14 protein-coding genes, 1 tRNA gene and 1 pseudogene are annotated in these 23,807 nt (G+C 47.7%); 11 read left to right on the forward strand and 5 right to left on the reverse strand.

Features of this window, described 5'->3' with window-relative positions; all coding sequences use genetic code 11:
* Positions 1-110: 110 nt before the first annotated feature.
* A pseudogene (locus EDF73_RS16050) lies at positions 111-251 on the reverse strand (transposase); the annotation flags it as partial.
* A 382-nt stretch (positions 252-633) separates the two neighbouring features.
* Between EDF73_RS16050 and EDF73_RS16055 the strand changes: the two are divergent.
* The 8 genes from EDF73_RS16055 (at position 634) to EDF73_RS27700 (ending at position 16,413) form a co-directional block, all read left to right on the forward strand.
* Complete coding sequence (locus EDF73_RS16055; protein WP_040020405.1) at positions 634-1,686, forward strand: DNA cytosine methyltransferase; 1,053 nt, start codon at positions 634-636, stop codon at positions 1,684-1,686.
* A 48-nt stretch (positions 1,687-1,734) separates the two neighbouring features.
* Complete coding sequence (gene drmD, locus EDF73_RS16060; RefSeq protein ID WP_132730098.1) at positions 1,735-4,875, forward strand: DISARM system SNF2-like helicase DrmD; 3,141 nt, start codon at positions 1,735-1,737, stop codon at positions 4,873-4,875.
* The gene (locus EDF73_RS16065; RefSeq protein ID WP_132730099.1) at positions 4,872-8,906 is read left to right on the forward strand and encodes a type IIL restriction-modification enzyme MmeI; all 4,035 of its coding nucleotides are present in this window, start codon (positions 4,872-4,874) and stop codon (positions 8,904-8,906) included. The genes drmD and EDF73_RS16065 overlap by 4 nt, the downstream gene beginning before the upstream one ends.
* A 75-nt stretch (positions 8,907-8,981) precedes the next feature.
* Positions 8,982-12,980: a DISARM system helicase DrmA gene (gene drmA, locus EDF73_RS16070; protein ID WP_132730100.1), complete on the forward strand. Its 3,999-nt coding sequence runs from the start codon at positions 8,982-8,984 to the stop codon at positions 12,978-12,980.
* Between the two features lie 2 nt (positions 12,981-12,982).
* Complete coding sequence (locus EDF73_RS16075; RefSeq protein WP_132730101.1) at positions 12,983-14,845, forward strand: DUF1998 domain-containing protein; 1,863 nt, start codon at positions 12,983-12,985, stop codon at positions 14,843-14,845.
* A 1-nt stretch (position 14,846) separates the two neighbouring features.
* Complete coding sequence (gene drmC, locus EDF73_RS16080) at positions 14,847-15,608, forward strand: DISARM system phospholipase D-like protein DrmC (protein ID WP_132730102.1); 762 nt, start codon at positions 14,847-14,849, stop codon at positions 15,606-15,608.
* Positions 15,609-15,676: 68 nt separating this feature from the next.
* Positions 15,677-15,955 (forward strand): hypothetical protein, encoded by a 279-nt coding sequence (locus tag EDF73_RS27695; protein ID WP_243655225.1) that lies wholly within the window; start codon positions 15,677-15,679, stop codon positions 15,953-15,955.
* A gap of 272 nt (positions 15,956-16,227) precedes the next feature.
* A complete protein-coding gene (locus EDF73_RS27700) occupies positions 16,228-16,413 on the forward strand; it encodes a hypothetical protein (protein ID WP_243655226.1) in 186 nt (61 codons plus the stop codon).
* Positions 16,414-16,482: 69 nt separating this feature from the next.
* Here EDF73_RS27700 and EDF73_RS16090 read toward each other — a convergent pair whose 3' ends face one another.
* From EDF73_RS16090 to EDF73_RS16105, 4 genes are all read right to left on the reverse strand, one after another.
* Complete coding sequence (locus EDF73_RS16090; RefSeq protein WP_132730103.1) at positions 16,483-17,070, reverse strand: hypothetical protein; 588 nt, start codon at positions 17,068-17,070, stop codon at positions 16,483-16,485.
* Position 17,071: 1 nt separating this feature from the next.
* Positions 17,072-17,977: a DUF4747 family protein gene (locus tag EDF73_RS16095; RefSeq protein WP_165905731.1), complete on the reverse strand. Its 906-nt coding sequence runs from the start codon at positions 17,975-17,977 to the stop codon at positions 17,072-17,074.
* Between the two features lie 208 nt (positions 17,978-18,185).
* Positions 18,186-19,445: an integrase arm-type DNA-binding domain-containing protein gene (locus EDF73_RS16100; RefSeq protein WP_132730105.1), complete on the reverse strand. Its 1,260-nt coding sequence runs from the start codon at positions 19,443-19,445 to the stop codon at positions 18,186-18,188.
* A gap of 198 nt (positions 19,446-19,643) precedes the next feature.
* Positions 19,644-19,728, reverse strand: a tRNA-Leu gene (locus tag EDF73_RS16105).
* A gap of 734 nt (positions 19,729-20,462) precedes the next feature.
* Here EDF73_RS16105 and EDF73_RS16110 point away from each other — a divergent pair.
* The 3 genes from EDF73_RS16110 (at position 20,463) to EDF73_RS16120 (ending at position 23,706) form a co-directional block, all read left to right on the forward strand.
* Positions 20,463-21,110, forward strand: coding sequence for a carbonic anhydrase (locus EDF73_RS16110; RefSeq protein WP_132730106.1), 648 nt, complete (start codon positions 20,463-20,465; stop codon positions 21,108-21,110).
* Positions 21,107-22,576, forward strand: a complete 1,470-nt coding sequence (locus tag EDF73_RS16115; RefSeq protein ID WP_132730107.1) for a solute carrier family 23 protein — start codon at positions 21,107-21,109, stop codon at positions 22,574-22,576. Before EDF73_RS16110 ends, EDF73_RS16115 begins: the two co-directional genes overlap by 4 nt.
* Positions 22,577-22,686: 110 nt before the next feature.
* Entirely contained in the window at positions 22,687-23,706 is a 1,020-nt protein-coding gene (locus EDF73_RS16120; RefSeq protein WP_132730108.1) for an NAD(P)-dependent alcohol dehydrogenase, read from the forward strand.
* Positions 23,707-23,807 lie beyond the last annotated feature (101 nt).

Below are 23,807 nucleotides of genomic sequence, written 5' to 3' on the forward strand. Positions count from 1 at the left end.
CCATCTTATTATTCTGACTGGTGTTAAACATAGTTCCAAGACTACCTCTTATTTTAAGAGAGGCGAAGTGTCTGGTGATCTATGGGGCTAATCTAAGTGGAAGAATCCGGACCGTACTTCTTTATCCAGGCGTAAAGACTGTGAGTGGTGATATCGAGACGTGTTGCAACACTGGAAACAGAATGACCACGATCAACAACCTGTTTGACTGCTTCAATTTTAAACTCTTCAGGATAACGCTTACCGCTCATGGGCACCTCTCTTTAAGTCATCTTAAATGACTCTGAGGTGTCTGTTAAACCTGTGGCGATTCAACCACACAGTTAACGTTCGATTTTGCCAAATAATTTCACATATAACCTAAGCCTAGGTTATATGTGAAATGTTAATCCTTGTTGCTGTTTTTCTGTAGGTACCATTATCACACAAGCGTTTACGCCACTGACCGTTCATGAGATCATGTAAACAAACGTTAGCCATGGGACTATTGATTAAATTTGCTGATACATCGTTTGGAATTCGAGCGACCAAGCACCTTGGCAGATCGTCATTCAAACGAAACAAAAACCTTAATTTACAATATGTTATCCGATCAGCTTATATTAATTTCTTTATAAACGAGAAGATTGTTAGATGAAAAAAGTATCTTGTGTTGATTTATTTTGTGGTGCAGGCGGGTTAACACATGGTCTTGTACTTGAGGGAGTACCTGTTGTCGCAGGTATTGATATTGATCCTGCCTGCAAATTTCCCTATGAGACTAATAATCAAGCAAAATTTATTGAGAAAAGCGTAAGCGATTTCACATCTTCAGACTTGAATGACCTTTACGCTGATTCTGATGTGAGGATTCTAGCTGGCTGTGCACCTTGCCAACCTTTCTCAAGCTATGCAAGACGTTATGAGCACGGTGGTAAGGATGGAAAATGGGGGTTATTGTACGAGTTTTCTCGCTTGGCTGAGGAAACTCGCCCCGATTTGATTACCATGGAGAATGTCCCCTCCGTTGCAAAACATGAAGTTTTTAACGACTTTGTCGACACCCTAGAACGCATTGGTTACCACGTTTGGTTTAGTGTTGTTGATTGCACTCAATATGGTGTGCCCCAGATGCGTAAGCGCATGGTACTGCTTGCCTCTTTACATGGTGAGATAAAGCTCTCTGAGTCAACATGTACTCAGCCTGTTACCGTAAGACAGGCCATAAGCAATTTGCCTGCTTTAAAAGCAGGAGAAACTGGTACTGGGGATAAGCTACATGTAACTTCAACGTTGTCGGAAAAGAATATGCAACGTATCAAAGCCTCAAAACCGGGTGGAACATGGCGTGACTGGCCTGAACATTTAATTGCTGATTGCCATCGAACGGATCGAGGCAAAACATACTCTAGTGTCTATGGTCGAATGGAATGGGATAAACCGGCTCCGACTATGACTACTCAATGTTATGGTTTTGGAAATGGCCGCTTTGGTCACCCAGAACAAGATCGCGCTATCTCGTTGAGAGAAGCGGCTATTCTTCAGAGTTTTCCCCAAGATTACGTATTTATACCCAATGAAAGTAATGTAAACCTTAGAGTTCTGGGTCGAATGATTGGAAATGCAGTTCCGGTAAAGCTCGGTCAGGCAATCGCTCGCAGTATAAATTCACACCTTGATGATTTGAACTTAGTCGCAACAAAGTGAAACTTTAAACAGCCATTGGGCGGTACTGAACCGGAATCTGAACATCTTATGGATATTTCAAATCAAGCAGATCAGTCTCAACAAATTACTCCTGAGCCAGGACAGCTCGTTGAAGTTCGCCGACGCCAATGGCTTGTTGTAGAAGTCTCATCTTCTCAATTACCAACCGCTTCATTTCAGCAGCATGCAGTGACTCTTTCTTCTATTGATGAAGATAGTTTAGGGGAACTACTTGAGGTCATCTGGGAAATTGAACCAGGGGCTCAAGTAATTGAACGTGCTGGTTTGCCATCAATTACTGGCCTTGATGACTCTGACACCCTTGAGGCCTTTCTTGATGCTGTGCGCTGGGGGGCAGTAACCAAAGCAGACCACCGTAATTTCTTACAAGCACCTTTTCGTAGTGGCGTCAGCATTGAGGACTTCCAACTGGATCCTTTGGTACGTGCAATTGACATGGCTCGTGTCAATTTACTCATCGCCGATGACGTAGGCCTTGGTAAAACCATTGAGGCTGGGTTAATCATTCAAGAGATGTTACTTCGACATCGTGCTCGTACGGTTTTGATTGTCTGTCCTGCATCGCTGCAGGAGAAGTGGCGTTTGGAAATGCTGGAAAAATTCGGTCTAGAATTTCATATCGTCGACACCAGTTATATCAAGAGATTAAGACGTGAACGAGGAATTCATGCCAATCCGTGGACATCGCATCCACGATTAATCACTTCGATGGACTGGGCCAAGAGCGGCGAGGGCCTACGCGCCATGCGTGATGTTCTCCCCTTAAAGGTCAGTTATCCACGCAAATTTGACATGCTGGTCATTGACGAAGCACACAACATCGCACCAGTAGGTGGAGCAAGCTACGCCATGGAAAGTCAGAGGACTCGATTCATCCGTTCGATCAGTCCTCACTTCCAGCATCGTTTGTTTCTAACCGCTACACCCCATAATGGCTATACCGAGTCTTTCACTTCTTTGCTAGAACTGCTGGACGATCAACGCTTCGCTAGGAACGTACTTCCAGACGAGAAACTGCTGAATCAGGTAATGGTACGTAGACTCAAAAGTGATTTAGTCGATTCTGAGGGTAAGCTGCTCTACGCTCAACGCAAACTCGAAGCCCTATCCGTCGCATACTCAGCACAAGAGCGCTCCATCCACGATCAACTAAATGAATACTGCAAAAGCAGAGAACAAGGTGCAGAGAAAGCTAATAAAATCTTTGGGACTGCCTTTGTCAATCAGCTACTGAAGAAACGACTATTTTCCTCACCTGCAGCCTTCGCATCCACGCTTGAAAAACACATAGCAACTTTAACTCATGGCAAACAAACCAGTGACAAGAACGCTATGGCAGAGCGTATTCTACGTAAAGCAATTCTTCGGGCCGAAGAAGATTACGCCGACGATCAAGAGGTAGAGAATGCCCAAGCAGAGGCCGTTGAAGAAGCCTCTCGTCACACCCTACCGCTCACGCCCAACCAGAAACAGATATTGAATGATCTGCGCCAATGGGCACAAATAGCCAAGAACCAAGTAGATTCTAAAGCTAAGGGTGTTCTTGATTGGATTGACACAAATTTAAAAACACATGGTCAGTGGAATGAACAACGGGTGATTCTGTTCACCGAATATCGAACCACTCATCAATGGATGCACGAGATTCTTGCCAGTCATGGGCTTGGTGGCGAGCGCTTGGCTATTCTTCATGGAAGCATGCCGCAGGATGAACGCGAGAAAGTCAAAGCAGCATTCCAGACATCACCTAAAACCTCTCCCGTTCGCATCCTACTTGCTACTGATGCCGCTTCAGAAGGTATTGATCTTCAAAATTACTGTAATTACCTGATCCATTTAGAGATTCCTTACAACCCTAATGTAATGGAACAACGCAATGGACGTATCGATCGCCACGGACAGCGCCAGAAAGAAGTCGTGATCTGGCATCCCGTGGATGGAAGTGAAAACGGTGATCTTCGTATCGGTGGTCACGGTGACGACATCCTTCGAGCTCTACGAAAACTCGAATCAATGCGAGCAGACATGGGCAGTGTCAATCCAGTCATCGCACCACAAATGTCAGGTTTGATTGAAGGCTCTATCAAAGAAATTGATACTCGTCTAGCTGAATCCAGAATCGCAAAAACCAAACGCTTCATTACAGCTGAGCGCGAACTAAAAGAACGAATTGCTAAGCTACATGATCGACTTCTGTCTGCTAAGCATGATTTTCATCTTACTCCTGAGCATATCCACATGGCCGTTAATACCGGTCTCACACTTGCAGGCCGTCCAAATCTAGAGCATTTTGAGCTACCGGATATACCTCCTGGCTCTGTATTCAAGATGCCTGCTCTGTCAGGTACATGGGCACGCTGTCTTGAAGGATTGCAACACCCCTACACCCAGCAGATTCGCCCCATAACATTTGATCACTCAGTAGCTAAAGGCCGTGATGATGTCGTACTGGTCCACTTGAATCACCGTTTGGTACAGATGTGCCTGCGTTTACTACGAGCCGAGGTGTGGGCACATGATGATGTAAAGAACTTGCATCGAGTTACAGTACGCTCAGTACCAGACACATTACTTGATAGTCCTGCTGTGGCCGTCGTCTCCCGATTGGTCATCATTGGGGGTAATCACCATCGACTTCATGAAGAGTTGACAGTAGCGGGGGGCTATCTTGGTGACAAAGCTTTTCGACGTGAAGAAGGCGTCAATAAAATTCAACAATGGTTGGAACAAGCTAAATCATTGACCACTGAATTTGCGCTATTTGATGCCTTCCGCATTCGTTTTAATCGTGCACAAAACAGCATTCTTCAGTCTGTTGAGGCAAGATCAAAAGACCGTCTGCAAAATTTAACTAATACCCTTCAGACCCGTAAAAATCGTGAATTGGCTGATATCAGTAATGTTCTCAATGAACTTGAAAGAACTATTACTGCTGAGTTGGCGAAAGATCAACAACCTATGCAGTTTTCACTATTCTCAGAAGATGAACGAATACAACTCAGACGTGATAATGCTGCCTTGGAAGCTCGTCTTGCGCGCATACCGACAGAGCGCGAACAGGAAATACAAGCTATTGAAACTCGCTACACCAAAATTGATGACTGCACTTTCCCGGTTGCAGTCATTTTTCTCGTTCCTGAATCTTCTATTCAGAGGGGTGTAGTATGAGTTTGACTAATTTACACGCTGATTGGCTATCACTGATCGACATTTCAGGACCCTTTCTCGCAATCCCCGTACTGATGGAAGCCTTCCCTCAGGGGCTGGAAGAACTCAACGGAACCAAACGCAAACGGGTACGGCAGGCCTATGATGAATGGCGTGAAGCACTGGAACAGGACGATCCTCAGTTAATTGAATTGCACTATGCATGGCTTGATGAGGTCCTATCTCGAGTTCTTGATCTTGATGAAGATAGTAAAAGTGATGTACTAAAACGCGTAGAATGGTGCGCAAACCATCTGGAATCTGTGTTACCGGATCATGGTGTAGCCCAGTATCCAGATTTAGCCGTTGTTGATGAGCAACGTGCAAACAAGCCATTGATGCTCATCCACACCTATACACCGGATGTGGAGCTTGAGGCCACGATGAAAAGGGATGGATGGCTAACTACCCCGGCAGACCGCATGGTCCAGTTATGCCGCTCTCTTGATTGTCGTCTCGGGTTAGTGACTAACGGTGAACGCTGGATGTTAGTAGATGCGCCAGTTGGTGCGGTTACCTCCTTCGCCAGCTGGTATGCACGCCTATGGAACCAAGAGCCAATTACATTGCAGGCTTTTGTGCACCTGCTCGGAATCCGTCGTTTCTTCGTTAATGAATCCGAACAATTACCAGCATTGTTCGACTGTTCGCTAAAATACCAGGACGAAGTGACCGACGCTTTAGGTGAACAAGTCCGCCGCGCCGTAGAAGTATTAATACAGTCCCTCGACAAAGCTGATCAAGATCGTAATCGCGAACTACTGCACAACGTCAAAGAGACCGAGCTTTATGAAGCCGCACTGACTGTCATGATGCGTCTGGTATTCCTTCTCTCGGCAGAGGAGCGCGGACTACTACTCTTGGGCGACGAACGCTACGAGACCAATTATGCGATTTCCACTCTACGCATGCAGTTACGTAAAGAGTCTTCAGAAATCCTCGAACGACGTTGGGATGCCTGGTCACGCCTGCTGGCAATCTTCCGTGCAGTTTACTGCGGCGTAGAGCACGAGAACTTGCGTCTACCCGCATTGGGTAGCTCACTGTTCGATCCCGACCACTTCCCTTTCCTTGAGGGAAGGGCCAAAGATTCTAATTGGCGAACAGATACAGCGAAACCATTGCCAATTGATAACCGTACAGTTCTGCTCCTACTGGAAGCTATTCAACAGTTCCAGGGTCGCACACTCTCTTACCGTGCATTGGACGTAGAACAAATAGGTTATGTCTACGAAGGTCTGCTTGAACGCACCGTCAGGCGCATCGGTGAAGTCACGCTAGAACTAGATGCAACAAAAAAAGCGCAATCACCTTGGGTCAAATTGGCTGAGCTGGATTCTGCAAACATGGATGGTATCGAGTGCTTGGTCGAATTACTGCAAGAACGCTCTGGTAGTTCTGTAAGTAGGGTGCGAAAAGATCTGACTAAGACAGTTGATGACACCTTAGCCGATCGCCTCTTAACAACTTGTCAAGGCGACATACAACTACGCGACCGAATCAAACCCTACGTTCACATACTTCGAACCGATCCTTGGGGTTATCCTTTGGTCTATCCTGCCGGGGCTTTCATCGTCACCAGCGGTTCTAATCGACGCGAGACTGGCACTCACTACACACCGAAATCGCTCACCGAAGCCATCGTTACTGAAACGCTAACACCGATGGTCTATATCGGGCCAGTGGAAGGTACTCCACGTGAAGCGTGGAAACTTAAATCCCCCGCCGAACTTCTTGATATTAAGATCTGCGACCCAGCAATGGGCTCGGGTGCTTTTCTTGTACAAGCCTGCCGCTGGCTGGCCGATCGTCTCGTTGAGGCTTGGTCGCTGGCTGAAGAAGCAGGAAAAACGGTGAGTGCGGATGGCTACGTACTGGAGATGCCTGACACAAAAGAGCTACTGCCACGCGATACCGATGCTCGCATCGTCATCGCCCGCCGCCTTATCGCCGAACGCTGCCTGTATGGTGTCGACTTGAATCCACTGGCAGTTGAGCTTGCTAAGCTTTCCATCTGGCTAGTAACGTTAGCTAAGGGTCGACCATTTGGGTTTCTTGACCACAATTTACGCTGTGGTGACAGTTTGCTTGGCATCCATCGGATTGATCAGCTCACCCAGCTTTCGATGAATCCTACAACTCAAGGACAGCTGCGTCTGTTCGGCAAAGATATTAAGCAAGCTGTACACGAAGCCATTGCGCTGCGCCAGCAATTACGTGAGACACCTATCCGCGATGTGCACGACGTGGAGTCTATGGCACAACTGAACACCAATGCACGAGTCAGACTAGATGTGCCGGGAAGTATTGCAGATGCGTTTATCGGGGAAGTATTAGCAGCGAGAGGCAATGCCGTAGCATTGGAAACCGCTTTAGTATCTCTTGCCATCCAAGCCGAGCAAGCGATGGAAGGTGATAAAGAACAACTTGTGTTAATGCAGCAAAGGGCTATCACTACTTTTTCTACTGATTTACCCGCCAGTAAGCTGCCTCGTAAACCTTTCCATTGGCCATTAGAGTTCCCAGAGGTGTTTGAGTCTTGTGGAGGATTTGACTGTATTGTCGGTAATCCACCATTTTTAGGTGGGCAAAAAATCACTGGTACCATGGGTGATTGCTATCGAGAGTATTTAGTAAACGCAATCGCAGGCGGCAAACGGGGCTCTGCTGATTTGGTTGCCTACTTCTTTATTAAAGCTAATTCTTTACTTGGTCCTAACGGATTTTTTGGGTTGATCGCGGTGAATACCATATCCGAAGGAAATACCAGAGAAGTTGGGCTTGATTCAATACTTAATTTAGGCTCCATCATTTATAGAGCAAACCCAAATTTAATTTGGCCAGGAAAAGCCAATGTTGTTACGAGTAGTGTATTTATTTCAAAGTTATGCTGGAAAGGTCCTATTTATATATCAGATAAACAAGTTCCTGTCGTCAGTGCAGCATTGACGCAGCGAGAAAACTGGCGACCAGTCAAGTTGAAGGATAGTTGCGGTCTCGTGTTTCAAGGCGTTATTACTCTTGGTGATGGCTTTTTAATAGATAATGAAACGTATGAAAAATGGATGGAACGTAGTGACGAGTCCTGTAATGTTGTTTTCGATTATTTGATTGGAAAAGAGGTCAATCAATCACCTGAGCATCATCCCGGTCGGAAAGTAATTAATTTTTTTGACTGGAGTATTGATACCAGTTCAAATTTCAAAAGTGCTTTTGAATATGTGGTTGAATATGTGAAACCATACCGAGAAATCGATAAAGATAAGGGTGCAAGAGAAGCTTGGTGGAGATTTCTCAGACCAAGACCTGAACTTTTCCATTTGCTTGGCAGAGGTCACTCTTTTGAAAAACATCCTAAAGGGTGGCATAGAAACAAAGATCCGCTTGAGAGAGTTATTGTGTTTGCAACAGGTGCAACAAAATATCCCTGTTTTACTCTTGTACCAAACACATATATCTATGCACACACACTCTGTGTTATTGCTAGCGATAGCTATTCACTATTTGCTTGCCTATCATCCGATATTCACGCGGTTTGGGCTTGGGAACATGGTTCTCGAATGAAGCAAGACTTACGTTATACGCACGGAGATATCTTCGAAACCTATCCTTTCCCTTCAGGTGTTATAGATCAAAACGATCAATTATTATCTGCTTTGGGAGCAAGTTTTTTCGAAGAAAGAGCGACATATATGTTGAATAAAAATCAAGGAATGACTAAGTTCTACAATGCCTTCCACAATCCAGCAATATCTTCTCCATCTCTCAGCAAATTACGCAAGCTGCAAGTAAAAATAAATCTAGCTGTGTTACATGCCTATGGTTTCGATGACCTGGACTTAAGCCATGATTTTCATGAAGTGGCATACTTACCAGAAGGAAAAAATATTCGCTATACCATCAGTGAGTTTGCCAGAGAAGAATTGCTCTATCGCTTGGCTAACCTGAACAGAATCCGGCATGAGGAAGAACAAAGAAAAGGATCAAAGTAATAAGAGAAAATAGGTTCCCAAACCAATAGAGCATCGGAACCGTGTATAAGGCAGTATTTTGGGTAAGGAGCCCGTATGACAGAGAAAAGCAAATCAACTATATCGCCTAATGCATGGTTCGCTATTGACCGTGACCGAGTGAAAGATCCCACCTTAGCCTCATTTACGCTGCAATTAAAAGGTGGACGTTCACTTAATCAGGGTATTTCCAATAATGATTGGGTACTGATCCTGGATAAAGCAGGTCATATCACTCGAGTGGGGCGTATTCTGCGAATTCGTTCTGATCTCGAAACCACCACACTCTTTTTCGATCGAATGTTGCAGGTTGAGCCATCGGTTTCAATTGGTATGACCTCCATCAAATTACCTGCTAAAGGAAGCTCTGGTCGCATTCAATGGAAAGATTTCATTGAAATGCTCCCCGATGTACTGCACACGAGCGTTGGTGAAATACCAACGATCGAAGATCAAACCTACATCCGTGAATTACTGCAGTTGGCTGTGATGGATGACTTACTCGGTCCGGCAGCCGGTCCTAATGAACTTATAGTCGATATGGGGGTGAGAGACCGCTATTTGGTCGGTAAGCTTGCGCCACGTGAAGCTGCGGAAAAAGGAATGGAGATTCCAGTAAATCCTGAGGATGCGGTTGATAACCCTCCAGACCTGATTGTGAAGGCTCAGACAGCAAAAGTTAAATCGCCGACAGAACCTGGTCGTGGGGAGCCCGATACACAAGAGGAAATTGATGCCGCTAGCAACCAATCATTGGTACCAAGCAGCCTCGGAATGACTTTCTGTGTAGATGGTGATATTACTCAAATTGAAATCGAAGCTCGTTGGGGTCGTTACGAACGCAGCGAAGATCATGAGATCTACCGGACTCGAAAAAATAAGGAAACTGGAGTCGAAGAACAGACGAAAGCCAAGGTGTGGCAGCGCATCCCTTGCGGTGGAAAATTATCGTTATTGTTAAAAGAAGGGGTAATTTCACCTCAATCACTGGACAGTTCCTCCCCAGAAGTATTGGTACAAGGCACCATCCGTTCAAAGAATCCTAATGGCGATCGTCTGGTCACACTATTCCTTGTAAATACGCAAAAAGAGCCAGAAACCAACCGTGATACAGCATGGATCTTCCAACCCGAATTGATCGTTCGTCCCGAAAAGGATGCAAACGAACAAGCTATTTTCAGACGTAAGCCCGTTCTGGACGCTAACGGTATGGATCCAGAACGCGAAGCACTGGAAATGATTTACCTGAACCGCGTAGAGTTTGCAGTAGGACATGGTGTTGCGGTGCATGCTGAAACTGCAGATAACGTAGAACTAGCAACAGAAATTCGTACGACGGTGATACCTCAGTACGAGGTACAAAGAACTGAGACTCCAGGTCTTGATATATCTGATCGGCCAGCGCTGCAGAAAATGGTAAGTAGTGGTTTCCTTGACATGCAGACACTGGCGACTTTGGATATAGATGCGCTCGTAAATGCATTGAGTATGCTGACCAAGGACTACGATGCTTGGATATGTGAACAGTACTCAAGCATAGGAACCAAGGCTACAAGATTTGACGCCCAAGCCCTAGCAGCCATGGATAGATGCAAAGAGATTCTTATCCGCCTACAACAAGGTATCGACACCCTTAAACATAATGAAAAAGCGTTGACGGCTTTCCGTTTCGCTAACCGGGCAATGGCAACACAGCGCATACGCAGTTTGTACGCACTGGAAAAACGTCGTGGAAAAGATGTTACGGTCGAACAATATAATGAAGAAAAAAACCGCAGCTGGCGCCCTTTTCAGTTGGCATTTCTGTTGCTTTCCATCCCATCGTTGGCGGACCCACGCCATCCTGATCGAGTACAACCTGTAAATGCTTATGCTGACCTGTTGTGGTTTCCTACTGGTGGTGGCAAGACCGAAGCCTATTTAGGCGTAGCAGCCTTCACTATGGCCATACGGCGCCTACAGGGTAATTTAGGCGGGTATGACAGCTCACGCGGCTTGGCCGTGATCATGCGCTACACACTTCGCCTGCTAACACTGCAGCAATTTCAACGTGCAACAGCATTGATTTGCGCAATGGAAGTATTGCGCCGCGAATCAATTGATAATGGAGATAAATCCCTCGGCATAGAGCCATTCACTATAGGGCTTTGGGTCGGAAATAAGGTGACTCCTGGTACTACCGAAGACAGTCATCGAGCCGTAGAAGATGCCCGTAATCCAGACAAATACAATGCTGCAGCAGCGTCACCCGCCCAATTAACAAGCTGTCCTTGGTGTGGTAGCGAAATAGTACCAGGGCAGGATGTTGAAGTTCGCAAGGACAAATCGGGTGGCCAAACCTTCGTTTACTGCGGTGACAAAAAAGGGCGTTGTGATTTTTCAAAGGGCAAATCAAGCAATCATTCACATCCAGGTATTCCAGTATTGGTAGTGGATGAAGAGATCTATCACCGCCCTCCGACGATGATGATTGCCACAGTGGACAAGTTCGCCATGATGGCGTGGCGCGGTCAGGTACGGACACTTTTTGGCCGGGTGGGACAGGAATGTCCGCGACATGGTTTGCTCTGGCCAGGAGCCAACTGCAACGGCAATCATCCAGCCGCCAAGGGGCAACCTTCCACCAAGGCGAAAACTATCGGCCCTATCCGGCCACCAGACCTGATTATCCAAGATGAATTCCATCTAATCAGTGGGCCTCTGGGCACCATGGTAGGATTATACGAAACCGCTGTTGATGAGTTATGTAGTTGGACACTTGATGACAAGAACGTCAAACCGAAAGTCATCGCTTCTACAGCAACCGTCCGAAAAGCTAAAGAACAAGTAAACAGCGTCTTCATGCGCCAAGTAGCAGTGTTTCCACCACATGGATTAGATGTTGAAGATAACTTTTTCTCGGTTCAACGTGCAATAAAAGAGAAGTATGGTCGTCGTTACCTCGGCGTATGTTCACCCGGTAGCTCAAGGCCTGCAATGCTGATTCGCGTTTACACTGCTTTCTTGACCGCTGCACAAGAGTTATTTAACCACTTCGGTGAACCAGCCGATCCCTACATGACTATGGTCGGTTATTTCAACTCGCTACGTGAATTAGGTGGGATGAAACGACTTGCAGAGGATGATGTACAGACACGTTCTTATCGGGTCCAAATGAGTATGGTTGAGCGGCCTGCACTGGCACAACGCAGCATAAGCAACATTCGCGAACTAACTTCCCGTGTATCCAGTCAAGACATTCCTAAATACCTTGATAACTTAGAGGTTAAATTCAAGTCTGAATTTGATACAACTACCGGTAAATATGTTACCAGATGGCAGGAGGGTGATACTCGAGCCATTGATATAGTACTCGCCACCAACATGTTATCAGTAGGCGTTGATATCAATCGACTTGGCCTCATGGCAGTGAATGGTCAACCCAAAGGAACAGCGGAATACATTCAGGCTACCAGTCGCGTGGGACGCTCATTTCCTGGTTTAGTTTGCACAGTACTCACATGGGCTCGTCCGCGAGACTTATCTCACTACGAAACATTTGAACATTATCACGCCACTTTCTACAAACATGTAGAGGCTCAATCGGTCACCCCATTCTCTCCTCGAGCAATGGATCGCGGTTTAACAGGAACTCTGTTAAGTCTTGTACGTCTGGAGAATGATGCATTCAGCCCGAATGAAGGTGCTGGCCAATTGAGTACGTCTAATCAATTCGAGGTCAGCAATGCCATCAAAGTGCTGGCAACACGGGCAGGGAATGTTGCGGAAGACAACTCGCGTAAAAAATTAGCAGAGAATGAATTGAAAGAGCGCGCCGACGAATGGACGAAAAAAGCATCTATGGGTGGAAGAATTCTCGGATATGAAAAGCGTGGGCCTGAAAAGGATAAAACAGTTAATTTAATTGAATCACCAGGTCTGAAGCCCTGGAATAACTGGACGGTTCCAATGTCAATGCGAGAAGTCGAACCTGGCGTACAACTGATAATGAACAAAAGTCATATCACTGATGATAAAGATTGGAAGCCACGTCCAACAACGAAGGATGAGGATTGAATATGAGTCTTGATGAGAAAACACCCGTTGGTGAAGTACGCCCTAGCCAATTACTTTGGACCTATGGGCCTGGAGCACTAATTGATCTTCCAAACCTATCTGTCATAACGCTTGGAATAGATCGGTGGGAAAAGAATCGTTGCCAGCCAATTCAGGAAACCCGGCTGCTTGAGGCGGTTCGGATGAAATTGGGAGATCAAGTCGAAAGTTTGCGTATGCCACCATTTCAGAAAGGTGAAGTGGCCGACAAGTGGTCTGCTGAAGCAAATATAGGAGTTCCCGTACGTCCTTTCCCGCGATGGCTACGTTGCGTAAAGTGCGGGCTTCTTTCACCTTATGATACTGGATTATTTGAGATCAAAGAAAATCGGTATAGACCCGAACGCACTCGCTTTCGCCACAAAGGCTGCCGAGGTTCTAAAGGCGATCAGCCTGCCAGGGACGCGGATGCCGTACCTGCCCGTTTCCTCTTGGCCTGCCGTGATGGTCATCTTGATGATTTTCCATGGCATTACTTTGTTCACGGCGGCAACAACTCGTGCAAAGGGACGCTGCGATTCTTTGAAAGTGGAGCCTCGCTACAAACCGAAAATCTATGGGTAAAATGTGATGAATGTGGGGCCTCAAGGAGTATGGCTCATGCGTTTGGTAAGGCAGGAAAAGAGAATCTTCCTGCATGCAGAGGACGTCACCCTCACCTAGATTACTTCGACACCGAATGCAATGTGGAACCACGTGCAGTATTGTTAGGATCCACAAATAGCTGGTTTCCTATGACGCTGTCTGCACTCGCGATCCCTCTACTACATGTATCACCATTGCATCAAATTATTATTGATTATTGGGATGATCTCGCTGATGTAGAGGATCGTTCTGAGTTGAAAGGGATTCTCAAAGCACTCAATAAAAGGGGGGAGGCCCAAGGCATTGAGAAACATGACCTTGAGGCAATTTGGGAAGCTATTGAAGCAAATCGGTCCGATAGTAGTGAAGAATCTGTCGGTGAGATCGATATCAAAGGGCCAGAGTGGGATGTTCTAATAGAACCGAATCCCCCCGCAGACTACCCACATTTCATGAGTAAGAAGACCCAAACACCGCCACGTTTTTCATCATTTATCGAACGCGTATTGCTCCTAGAACGCTTACGTGAGGTCAATGCATTAATAGGATTTACTCGAGTTGAAGCGCCTGAAGAATCTGACGATCCTAGTGAACGTGTTCCAATGGCTAATCTATCACGAAACAGACCTGACTGGGTACCAGCCAGCCAGGTACATGGCGAAGGCATCTTCCTCCAATTTAATGAAGAAGCCCTAGTTGCCTGGGAGTCTCTGGATGCAGTCAAAAAAGTTGACAGAATGCTCCGTGGTGGACATACCGGATGGCGAAATTCACGTCATCTTGATCCCGAGGAGGGCTATCCGGGTATTCGCTTTGCCATGCTACACACACTTTCACACTTATTGATTCGTGAGATGGCACTGGAATGTGGATACAACGCCTCAAGTATTCGTGAGCGAATCTATGCCAATACAAGCAATGATAACCCTCAAGCTGGTATCCTTATCTATACAGCCGCCGCAGATTCAGATGGAACTTTGGGTGGCCTAGTCGATCTTGGTAAACCAGAAAATCTTGGAAGGTTACTGGAACAAGCGCTGAATCGCTCAACGATTTGCTCCTCTGATCCTCTATGTTCTGAACATGATCCTGAGAAGGACCGTTCGTTACACGGTGCCGCATGCCATGCGTGCAGCTTTGTAGCCGAAACGTCGTGTGAGCGTGGTAACCGTTATTTAGATCGCGCATTACTCGTGTCGACACTTGAGCATACTGCCGCCGCGTTCTTCAAGGATTTCTGAATTGCATAAACTACTAGATACAATAACGACGTTAATATGTCTGATTTCTTTGGAAAAAGTTGAGGCTATTGCTGCACGTATTCGTCAAACCGAAGCTTGCAAAGCCACAGCATCGTTATCAGGCGTGGTAGGAACACCTGCAGCAAATATTGTTATTAAGCAGCTTATAATCGACTGGGAAAATACAAAGATTAGTTCAGATGAGCTTGCGTCCATGCTCCTCGCTGCGAGCTATATATATACAAAAGTTACGGCAGAACAATCAACTGAGCTCGTATGGACTGGCCCAACAACACCTTTCGTATCAGCTCGCCGTACCGAACAAGCTCTTCTACAAATCATTAGCAATGCCAAACAGTCATTATTTATTACTAGTTTTGTGGCTTATGATGTATCTAGTATTGTCAATGCTTTGAACGTAGCAATAAAACGTGGCGTGGTTATCACCATGTTATTGGAATCATCATCAGAATATGGCGGAAGTATTAATTTCGATCATATTTCCAAGATGAAAACACTTATGCCTCATGCTCGAATCTACTTATGGGAAAATAAACCCTCTGAGTTTTCAGATGGTCGCGTACATGCAAAAGTGATCGTCGCCGATAGTAATACATGTTTTATCACAAGTGCAAATCTCACTGGATATGCAATGGAAAAAAATATAGAGGTCGGTGTGCTTATTACAAATGGAAGTATTCCTGCATTGTTGCATGAACATCTGAATTACCTTATAAGCACAAAGGTAATCACTCCTGTTTGAATAATTAACTCAACGATATTAAGGGGTACTATAATGAGACAAGTTCAAAATGGATTACTTGAAGTTGCTTGGTATTTATCAAAGTATGGAAAAAAAAGCCACCGGTATTACTTGGTGTTGACTCATTAAAGGATGCGATATTGTTATTTTATCCAACATTTGGTGCAGGTAAAACTGAAGTCGAATTCTATAACAGTATGAAAAACTATAGGGATCGTTTTGATTCCTGGCTGAGTGATGTGCGCAGAGGTTGGAGAAACGCTGATGGTTCGCCGGGTGATCTTTCATTACCTGCTATTGATGTTATGAACAAAATGAAGGGGTTACCTATTTCCATAGTTGAATAAAAAATTTTATATTGGCTATCTCCAAACCCTTTCATACAAGAAGCGGCCGATTTCTCTTGCCTTCCAGAGGATGAAAATCTGAATGAAACAATGAGAGAGCGATTAATCTCAGCACGACTTGGGCAGGGAGAGTTCAGAAAAAATTGTCTACAATTATTTCCAGTTTGCCCAGTTACAGGAATATTTTTTCATCCATTACTAAGAGCCAGCCATATTAGACCCTGGTCTGTATGTGAGAATGCTCATGACCGTTTAGCCCCTATAATGGAATAATGCTTGCTGCACACATTGATACCCTTTTTGATCAAGGATGGCTTTCGTTTAGAAATAATGGTCAAATATTAATTAGTACTGAACTCAACAATGAAGTAAAAGAATACCTAAGTCTTCCAGAAAAAATATCACCATTTCGATTTTATCACATAATGATCTTGAATGGCATAGGGATAATATACTGAGGTAGCCGTACACTCTTACAACAATAAGAAGAATCACATTATAACCGAATTATTAATTAGCAAACGACGCTAAAGCTTATCCAGCAAGCTATTATTTGACAAACCGAATAATACCCCCAGCATCTCAATAATAACAACAAAGCTATACCAGAGCATAAACCATGTTACTACACATAACTTATAACTGTCGATAAACACACCCTGTAAAATACCAACAGAAAGTGTTAGCACAAGAATTAACATAGGATATGCTAAATCTGAGCTCAACATCAAAACACTGCCAGACGTATTATTTTTTCCTGATATTATTTTTTGAAAGTTGCTTACAACTGACTCACTAAGTACCAATGTTAAAGCATACACTCCTATCCCAAAGCCTATGAGAGATGGAAAAGTCGATACGATTATGCTGCCTGGGTTTTTAGCATTGATAGTACCTTCAATAAAAGTATTTATGTTTAAATATGATGTTATTTCATTACAAAAAACAAGACCTGTTAAAAGTGAAGCCACGACGAACTTACCAAAAAGCTTTTTTATCCACATGGCAAGTGGAGCAAACTTATCGCCTGAACTAAGGTCGCCATTGTAGACATAACTGTTGATAATAAAAATCATTGTCCCAACGACAGGAATTTTTCTGAATAATTTGAACATATTAATCCCCTTGTATCTCATCATTTTTCAGCTCACAAAACTCTCTGATTTTTCTTAAACAACCTCTTAAGAAACCTCGGTCGTCTTTATCAGATTTATTATGGCGGAGATTAAGTTTTAGTGGAGATTTTTCAGAGTCATATGTCATTAATTTTGTTTCATTAGAATTTTGCAATTGAACTCTATATCTTAATTTTATCTTCCCATGAGTTTGTGCTGATTTTAGAATTTTCTTCAAGAAATTAGGTATGCTAATCATACTACTATCGCCGCTTGAACCACTCAATTGTAGTTTTTGCATTTTGCTCTTTCTCATTTCTTCTAAAATATCTTCTGCATCATCTCCATTAGGGGCAAAAACGCTAACTTCAACATTTTTATAGGATATAGCATTTGCAAAAACTTCATCAAGAGCACTAGGGAGAGATAATAAGTTGATAGTTAATGTATATTCAGGGAATAAGTTTTTTACTATTGGGTTAATGTAATACATTAATATTTCAAGTAACTTATCATATTCTTGAGATGGTGCCGCATATTGATCTATTGCTAGAATATGGTTTTTGGCATCAAACACGAAAGGGATTTTCTTTTTACCTGAAACAGCAGCATTTTTTTTACTTTTTGAAAATAAAACCTTATCTGTCAACAAATCAGTTACATCATCACTGTCGTTATATTTTATGAAGTTTCCATTAACCCCACCCTGCTCACTAAAAAACTCATACGGGCCGAAATATGAGTTTTTCCCAACTTTAAAATGATAACTTAAATGATTCCCAGACTTCAGCTCTTCATTGTTTTTTTCTTTTAATAAGCTGAAGATTTTTTTGTATCCTTTAACACCTATTTCTTCAGCGGTTTCATTAGGAAGAACTTGAATGTTATAGAAAATAAAACTAGCCATATACATGATTCCATTCATTATTACCATAGCTTAATGTATATTCATAAGCACTATATGGTCAACAAATAAAAATGAACATCTCATGTTCTACATCGTATTGTGCTAATAACTATCCGAACGGATAAATTCTAGGATTATGCTAATTTGTCATATCCTCGAACTTGTGTGCTGCATGGTTCACTCAAACCGTGCAGCATACATGTTTAGCTTAATCTGGAGATTGCTTTCCAAAATCAAACGGACTAACCCCTTTCTCCCGGTTCGCATCCAGAAAATCAGCCCACCACTGCAGCATTAACCTGCGCTCTCCCAGATGCTCTGCCTTGTGGATGTAAGCTGCTCGCACAGAGCTACGCTCCTGATGGCTCATCTGCCGCTCTACGGCATCCCTCGACCATAGACCCGATTCAATCAATGAGCTACAGGCCATTGTCCTGAAACCATGCCCACACACTTCCTTTTTCGTGTCATACCCCATCACTCGCAAAGCCTTGTTAACCGTATTCTCACTCATCGGCTTACGGGGATCGTGATCGCCAACGAAGATCAGCTCTCGGTTTCCATTCATACTTTTGATCTTTTCCAGAATAGCTAAGGCCTGACGCGATAAGGGAACAAGATGAGGTGTCCGCATCTTTGAACCACGCTGAGAATGCTTAACACCTTCCAGCGGTTCACGCTCTCCGGGAATCGTCCACATAGCCGTTTCAAAATCCACTTCTGTCCAGCGAGCAAAACGTAGCTCGCTCGAACGGATGAAAACCAGTAACGTCAAATCCACGGCTAACCGCGTTAATGGTCTGCCGGTGTAGTTATCAATACGATGGAGTAACTCAGGAATGCGGTTGAGATCTAGCGCAGCGCGATGCTTTCGTTTAGCTGTTGCGATCGCACCAGCGATCTCTTGTGCAGGATTGTAATCAATTAAGCCGTTCTGTACCGCAAAGCGCATTATTGCCGTTGTTCGCTGTTGAAGACGCGCAGCCACTTCAAGGCGTCCTGACTTTTCCACTGCTTTAATTGGAACCAGTAAGTCACGAGTACCAATATCTTTGATATTTCGCTTCCCAACTGAAGCAAATAAATTGTCTTCCAGGCTTTTCAATACACGAGCACTATGCGATGTAGACCATTTCTGATTGCTGGCATGCCAGTCTCTGGCAACCACTTCAAACGTTATCGCCTCTTGCTCCTGCTCTACCTTAACGGCTTTCTTGTTCTCACTGGGATCGACACCATTAGCTAACAGCTTACGGGCTTCATCCCGGCGTGCCCGGGCATCCGCCAACGACACTTCAGGGTATTTTCCCAGCGCCAGCATCTTCTCCTTACCGCCAAAACGATAACGAAGCCGCCAGTATTTCGAGCCGTTGGGGTGAACCAGCAAAACCATGCCATCGCCGTCAGTCAGTTTGTAGGCTTTTGCTTCAGGCTTTGCCGAACGAACCTTCACATCACTCAGAGCCATGATGAGTATCCTTTCAAGGGTTCTGTGTGGGTACAAACATTATCGAACCGGGGTATACCCGCAGTTGTACCCGCATCAGTAAGTTGATGTAGATTGAATCAGGTTGACTTAGGTTGAATGAAAAAGCGAGGAAAGCCTTGCGGATACTGGATTTCAGGCACAAAAAAAGACGTCCGTTGACGTCTATTGATGTTCCGATGGTGCCGAAGGCCGGACTCGAACCGGCACGTATTTCTACGGTTGATTTTGAATCAACTGCGTCTACCGATTTCGCCACTTCGGCACTGAAGGGATACGGAAACGTTGTGGATTATACCTGTCGATGGCCGCCATGCAAGCGGCAGCGTGTGCGTGCAGCGCTAAGTGTCGAAAAAAACAGCGCTTAGGCGTTGCGGAGCCGTGAGAAGTAACATTTTACCCCGCAACTGTCCGCCTTCCACCGCCCATGTTTGCACCGGCTCACGCTACGCTTAGCCGGGCTACCTCGCGGCTCCCTACCGCAATCAACGTAAAACGCTCTTCTCACTCCTAACTCCCTACGCAACCCCACCAGCCTACGTAAATACCGCAACCCTCCTCCTCCTCCCCCATGTTTACCCCAGCTCGCGCTACGCTTATCAGGACGATCCCTTCCCTTGCCCTCCCCACCCATCGCCAAAATTTTTCTCAGTTTTTTCTCAGCAGGTTCTCTTTCTGTACCCTTTATCTCTCCAGCGAATTAAAGAAGACTTACCAATACCAAACCACTTAAATATAAGATTCCAGAATAGATAAAATAATCTCTCAGTTTATTCCAGAAAGTTTTAGTCAATAACTTTTAGCTATTCACTGGCTTAGCGCATTCATATTAATTTCATCAATATTTTTATAACTTTACATTAATGAAAAGTTTTCTTTAGGGCGCTTATTCCAGGATTTTCCTCAGCCGCCAGAGTTCCGGTAAAGACTATTTTTAGGAGTCGCAGTACGAGTCTCGATGGACATATTCACTCGTTGAATTCACTCAGGAGAAAGCACGTGACGATCCTCAAACCCCTGCTGGCCAGAAACCGCAGCTGGGCGCTGCAAAAACGCCAGCGCGACCCGCAATACTTTGACAAGCTGGTCGATGGCCAGCGTCCCCACTCGCTGTGGATCGGCTGCTCCGACAGCCGCGTTCCCGCCGAGGTGCTCACCGGCTCCCATCCAGGCGAACTGTTCGTCCACCGCAATATCGCCAACATGATTGACCCCGCCGACGACAACTTTATGAGCGTATTGCAGTACGCCCTCCACTATCTCGAAGTGGAGCGGGTGGTGCTCTGCGGCCACTACGGCTGCGGCGGGGTGCAGGCGGCGCTGTCGCTGCCGCAGATGGCGCTGGCCCAGGAGTCCTCGGCCCTCTCCCGGCGTATCGGCCAGCTGCGCGAGACCCTGGGTGGCGAAATACGCCAGCTGACGCCCGCCGTTGCGGCGGGAGAGGAGGGGGATGATAAAGAGGCCCTCAACGCCCTGGTGGAAGCCAACGTCCGCGCTCAGTTCGCCCGGCTGACCCGCTGCGAACCGGTGCAGGCGATTCTGCACAGCGGGCGGGCGCTCAGCCTGCACGGCTGCGTCTACGACCTGGCCTCCGGCCACCTGACCACCCTCGTTGAACACCTCTCGCCACAGGAGCACGCCCCATGAATACCCTTCGCCAGGACTCCCTTGCCGGGGTCGTCGTCTTCCTTGTCGCCCTGCCGCTGTGCCTCGGCATCGCCCAGGCCAGCGGCCTGCCGCCGTTTGTCGGCCTGCTGACCGGCATCATCGGCGGTATCGTCGTCACCGCCCTCAGCCCCTCCCGTTTTGCCGTCAGCGGCCCCGCCGCCGGCCTGGTCACCATCGTCGTTGCCGCCATTGAAACCCTCGGCTCCTTCTCCGCCTTCCTGATGGCGCTGGTGCTGGCCGGCGTGCTGCAGCTGCTATTCGGCGTGCTGCGGGCCGGGCGCTTTATCTCCCTCGTGCCCGCCAGCGTGATCAAAGGTATGCTGGCGGCGATCGGTATTTTACTGATTATGCAGCAGATCCCGGTGGCCCTCGGCACCGCTGAAGAGACCGACCTACGCGACCTGGCTGCCGGCGAGGCGGCGTTCTCCATCAGCGCCATCGCCGTCGCGGCGGGCGGCCTGCTGGTGCTGATGCTGTGGGGGTCGCCGCTGGTCCGCCGGGTGCCGAGCCTGCGCTGGATCCCCGGCCCGCTGATCGCCGTGCTGCTCGGCTGCCTCGCCACCCTGCTGCTCTCCCGCCTCGCCCCGGCGCAGCTTGCCGCCCTGCCGCGCATTACCCTGCCGGAGTTCGCCAGCCTCGGCGACCTGCTGGGCGAGCTGGAAGCCCCGGCATGGCGCGCGTGGCGCAATCCGTCGGTATGGGTGGTGGCGGTCACCCTCGCGCTGGTCGCCAGCCTCGAAACCCTGCTCAGCCAGGAGGCGCTGAAAAAGCTGCGTCCACAGAACCCTCCCCCCTCGCCGAACCGCGAAATGGCCGCTCAGGGCGTCGGCAACCTGCTCTCCGGCCTGCTCGGCGCCATGCCGATCACCGCGGTGATCGTCCGCAGTTCGGTCAACGTCAGTAGCGGCGCCCGGAGCAAGCTCTCGATCTTTATCCACGGCGTTCTGCTGCTGATCTGCGGCCTGTGGTTCAGCGGCCTGCTGGCGCTGATCCCGCTCTCCAGCCTCGCCGCGGTGCTGATCTATACCGGCTATAAGCTGGCGACCCCGCGGCTGTTCATCAGCCAGTTCCGCATGGGCGCGGCGCAGTACGTGCCGTTCCTCGCCACCATTGGCGGCATCATCGCCTTTGGCATGCTGGCGGGGATCGGCATCGGTCTCGCCGCCCAGGTGGCGTTCAGCATCTGGCGCAGCCATCGTCACTCGCTGCAGCTGGCGCGCTATGACGACCACTACGTGCTGCGCATTCAGCAAAACCTCACCTTTTTGCACAACCCGCACCTGCTGGCGCTGCTGGCGAAGATCCCCGAGCAGAGCGTGGTGATCGTCGAGCACGATAACGTCGGCTATCTCGACCCGGACGTGCAGGCGGTGCTGGATGATTTTGCCGAGAGCGCCCCCCAGCGCGGGATCCACCTCAACCAGTGGCCGGTCGCTGGCCGCTGACCACTGCCGGGCAGCCTGGCTGCCCGGCTACGATCCCGCCTTCTGCCAGGCGTCGCCCCGCCCCATGCTCTACACTTTCTGTTTATCTCCGCCAAACCAAGGAAATCGTGATGAGCACAATTAAAAGCTACGCCGCCAAAGAAGCGGGCGCCGATCTGTCGCTGTGGGAGTACGACGCGGGCGAACTGCTGCCGCAGGACGTCGAAGTGCAGGTCGACTACTGCGGGATCTGCCACTCCGACCTGTCGATGATCGATAACGAATGGGGCATGTCGAGCTATCCCCTGGTCGCCGGCCACGAGGTGATTGGCCGCGTGGTGGCGCTGGGCAGCGCGGCGCAGGATAAGGGGCTGAAGATCGGCCAGAAGGTGGGCATCGGCTGGACGGCGCGCAGCTGCGGGCACTGCGACGCCTGCATCAGCGGCCACCAGATCAAATGTCTGGCAGGCTCGGTACCGACCATCATCAACCGTGGCGGCTTCGCCGACAAGCTGCGCGCCGACTGGCAGTGGGTGATCCCTCTGCCGGAGAGTATCGATATCGCATCCGCCGGCCCGATGCTGTGCGGCGGGATCACCGTCTTTAAACCGCTGCTGATGCACCACGTCACCGCCACCAGCCGCGTCGGAGTGATCGGGATCGGCGGCCTCGGCCATATCGCGATTAAACTGCTGCGGGCGATGGGCGCGGAAGTCACCGCTTTCAGCTCCAACCCGGCGAAAGAGCAGGAAGTGCTGGCGATGGGCGCCGATCGGGTGGTCAACAGCCGCGATCCTGAAGCCCTAAAAGCGCTGGCCGGCCAGTTTGATCTGATCATTAACACCGTGGCGGTGGATCTCGAATGGCAGCCGTACTTTGAAGCGCTGGCCTACGGCGGCAACTTCCATACCGTCGGCGCGGTGATGAAGCCGTTCCCGGTACCCGCCTTTACCCTGATTAGCGGCGACCGCAGCATCTCCGGTTCGGCCACCGGCAACCCGTCCGAGCTGCGCAAGCTGATGAAGTTCGCCGGGCGTAGCAAAGTGGCCCCCACCACCGAGCTGTTCCCGATGTCGCAGATCAACGAGGCGTTGAAACACGTGCGCGAGGGTAAAGCCCGTTATCGCGTGGTGCTGAAAGCCGATTTCTGACGTCGTCCCTCTCCGCCGGGCGGCACGTCCGCCCGGCACGTTCCTTCAGCAGCCGCCCGCTGAAGGTTCATTAAACGGTCATCTCCCCGCCATCCCTTTGC

Origin of the sequence: Klebsiella sp. BIGb0138, from assembly GCF_004342285.1 — a bacterium.
In the GTDB taxonomy this organism is placed as follows: domain Bacteria; phylum Pseudomonadota; class Gammaproteobacteria; order Enterobacterales; family Enterobacteriaceae; genus Klebsiella.

Coding starts and splice junctions, on each gene's coding strand:
- EDF73_RS16100 (WP_132730105.1), bottom strand. CDS start 19,445: ATGGCTCTGAGTGATGTGAAGGTTCGTTCGGCAAAGCCTGAAGCAAAA.
- EDF73_RS27700 (WP_243655226.1), top strand. CDS start 16,228: ATGCTTGCTGCACACATTGATACCCTTTTTGATCAAGGATGGCTTTCG.
- EDF73_RS16115 (WP_132730107.1), top strand. CDS start 21,107: ATGAATACCCTTCGCCAGGACTCCCTTGCCGGGGTCGTCGTCTTCCTT.
- EDF73_RS16120 (WP_132730108.1), top strand. CDS start 22,687: ATGAGCACAATTAAAAGCTACGCCGCCAAAGAAGCGGGCGCCGATCTG.
- EDF73_RS16095 (WP_165905731.1), bottom strand. CDS start 17,977: ATGGCTAGTTTTATTTTCTATAACATTCAAGTTCTTCCTAATGAAACC.
- EDF73_RS16065 (WP_132730099.1), top strand. CDS start 4,872: ATGAGTTTGACTAATTTACACGCTGATTGGCTATCACTGATCGACATT.
- EDF73_RS16090 (WP_132730103.1), bottom strand. CDS start 17,070: ATGTTCAAATTATTCAGAAAAATTCCTGTCGTTGGGACAATGATTTTT.
- EDF73_RS16055 (WP_040020405.1), top strand. CDS start 634: ATGAAAAAAGTATCTTGTGTTGATTTATTTTGTGGTGCAGGCGGGTTA.
- drmD (WP_132730098.1), top strand. CDS start 1,735: ATGGATATTTCAAATCAAGCAGATCAGTCTCAACAAATTACTCCTGAG.
- EDF73_RS16075 (WP_132730101.1), top strand. CDS start 12,983: ATGAGTCTTGATGAGAAAACACCCGTTGGTGAAGTACGCCCTAGCCAA.
- drmA (WP_132730100.1), top strand. CDS start 8,982: ATGACAGAGAAAAGCAAATCAACTATATCGCCTAATGCATGGTTCGCT.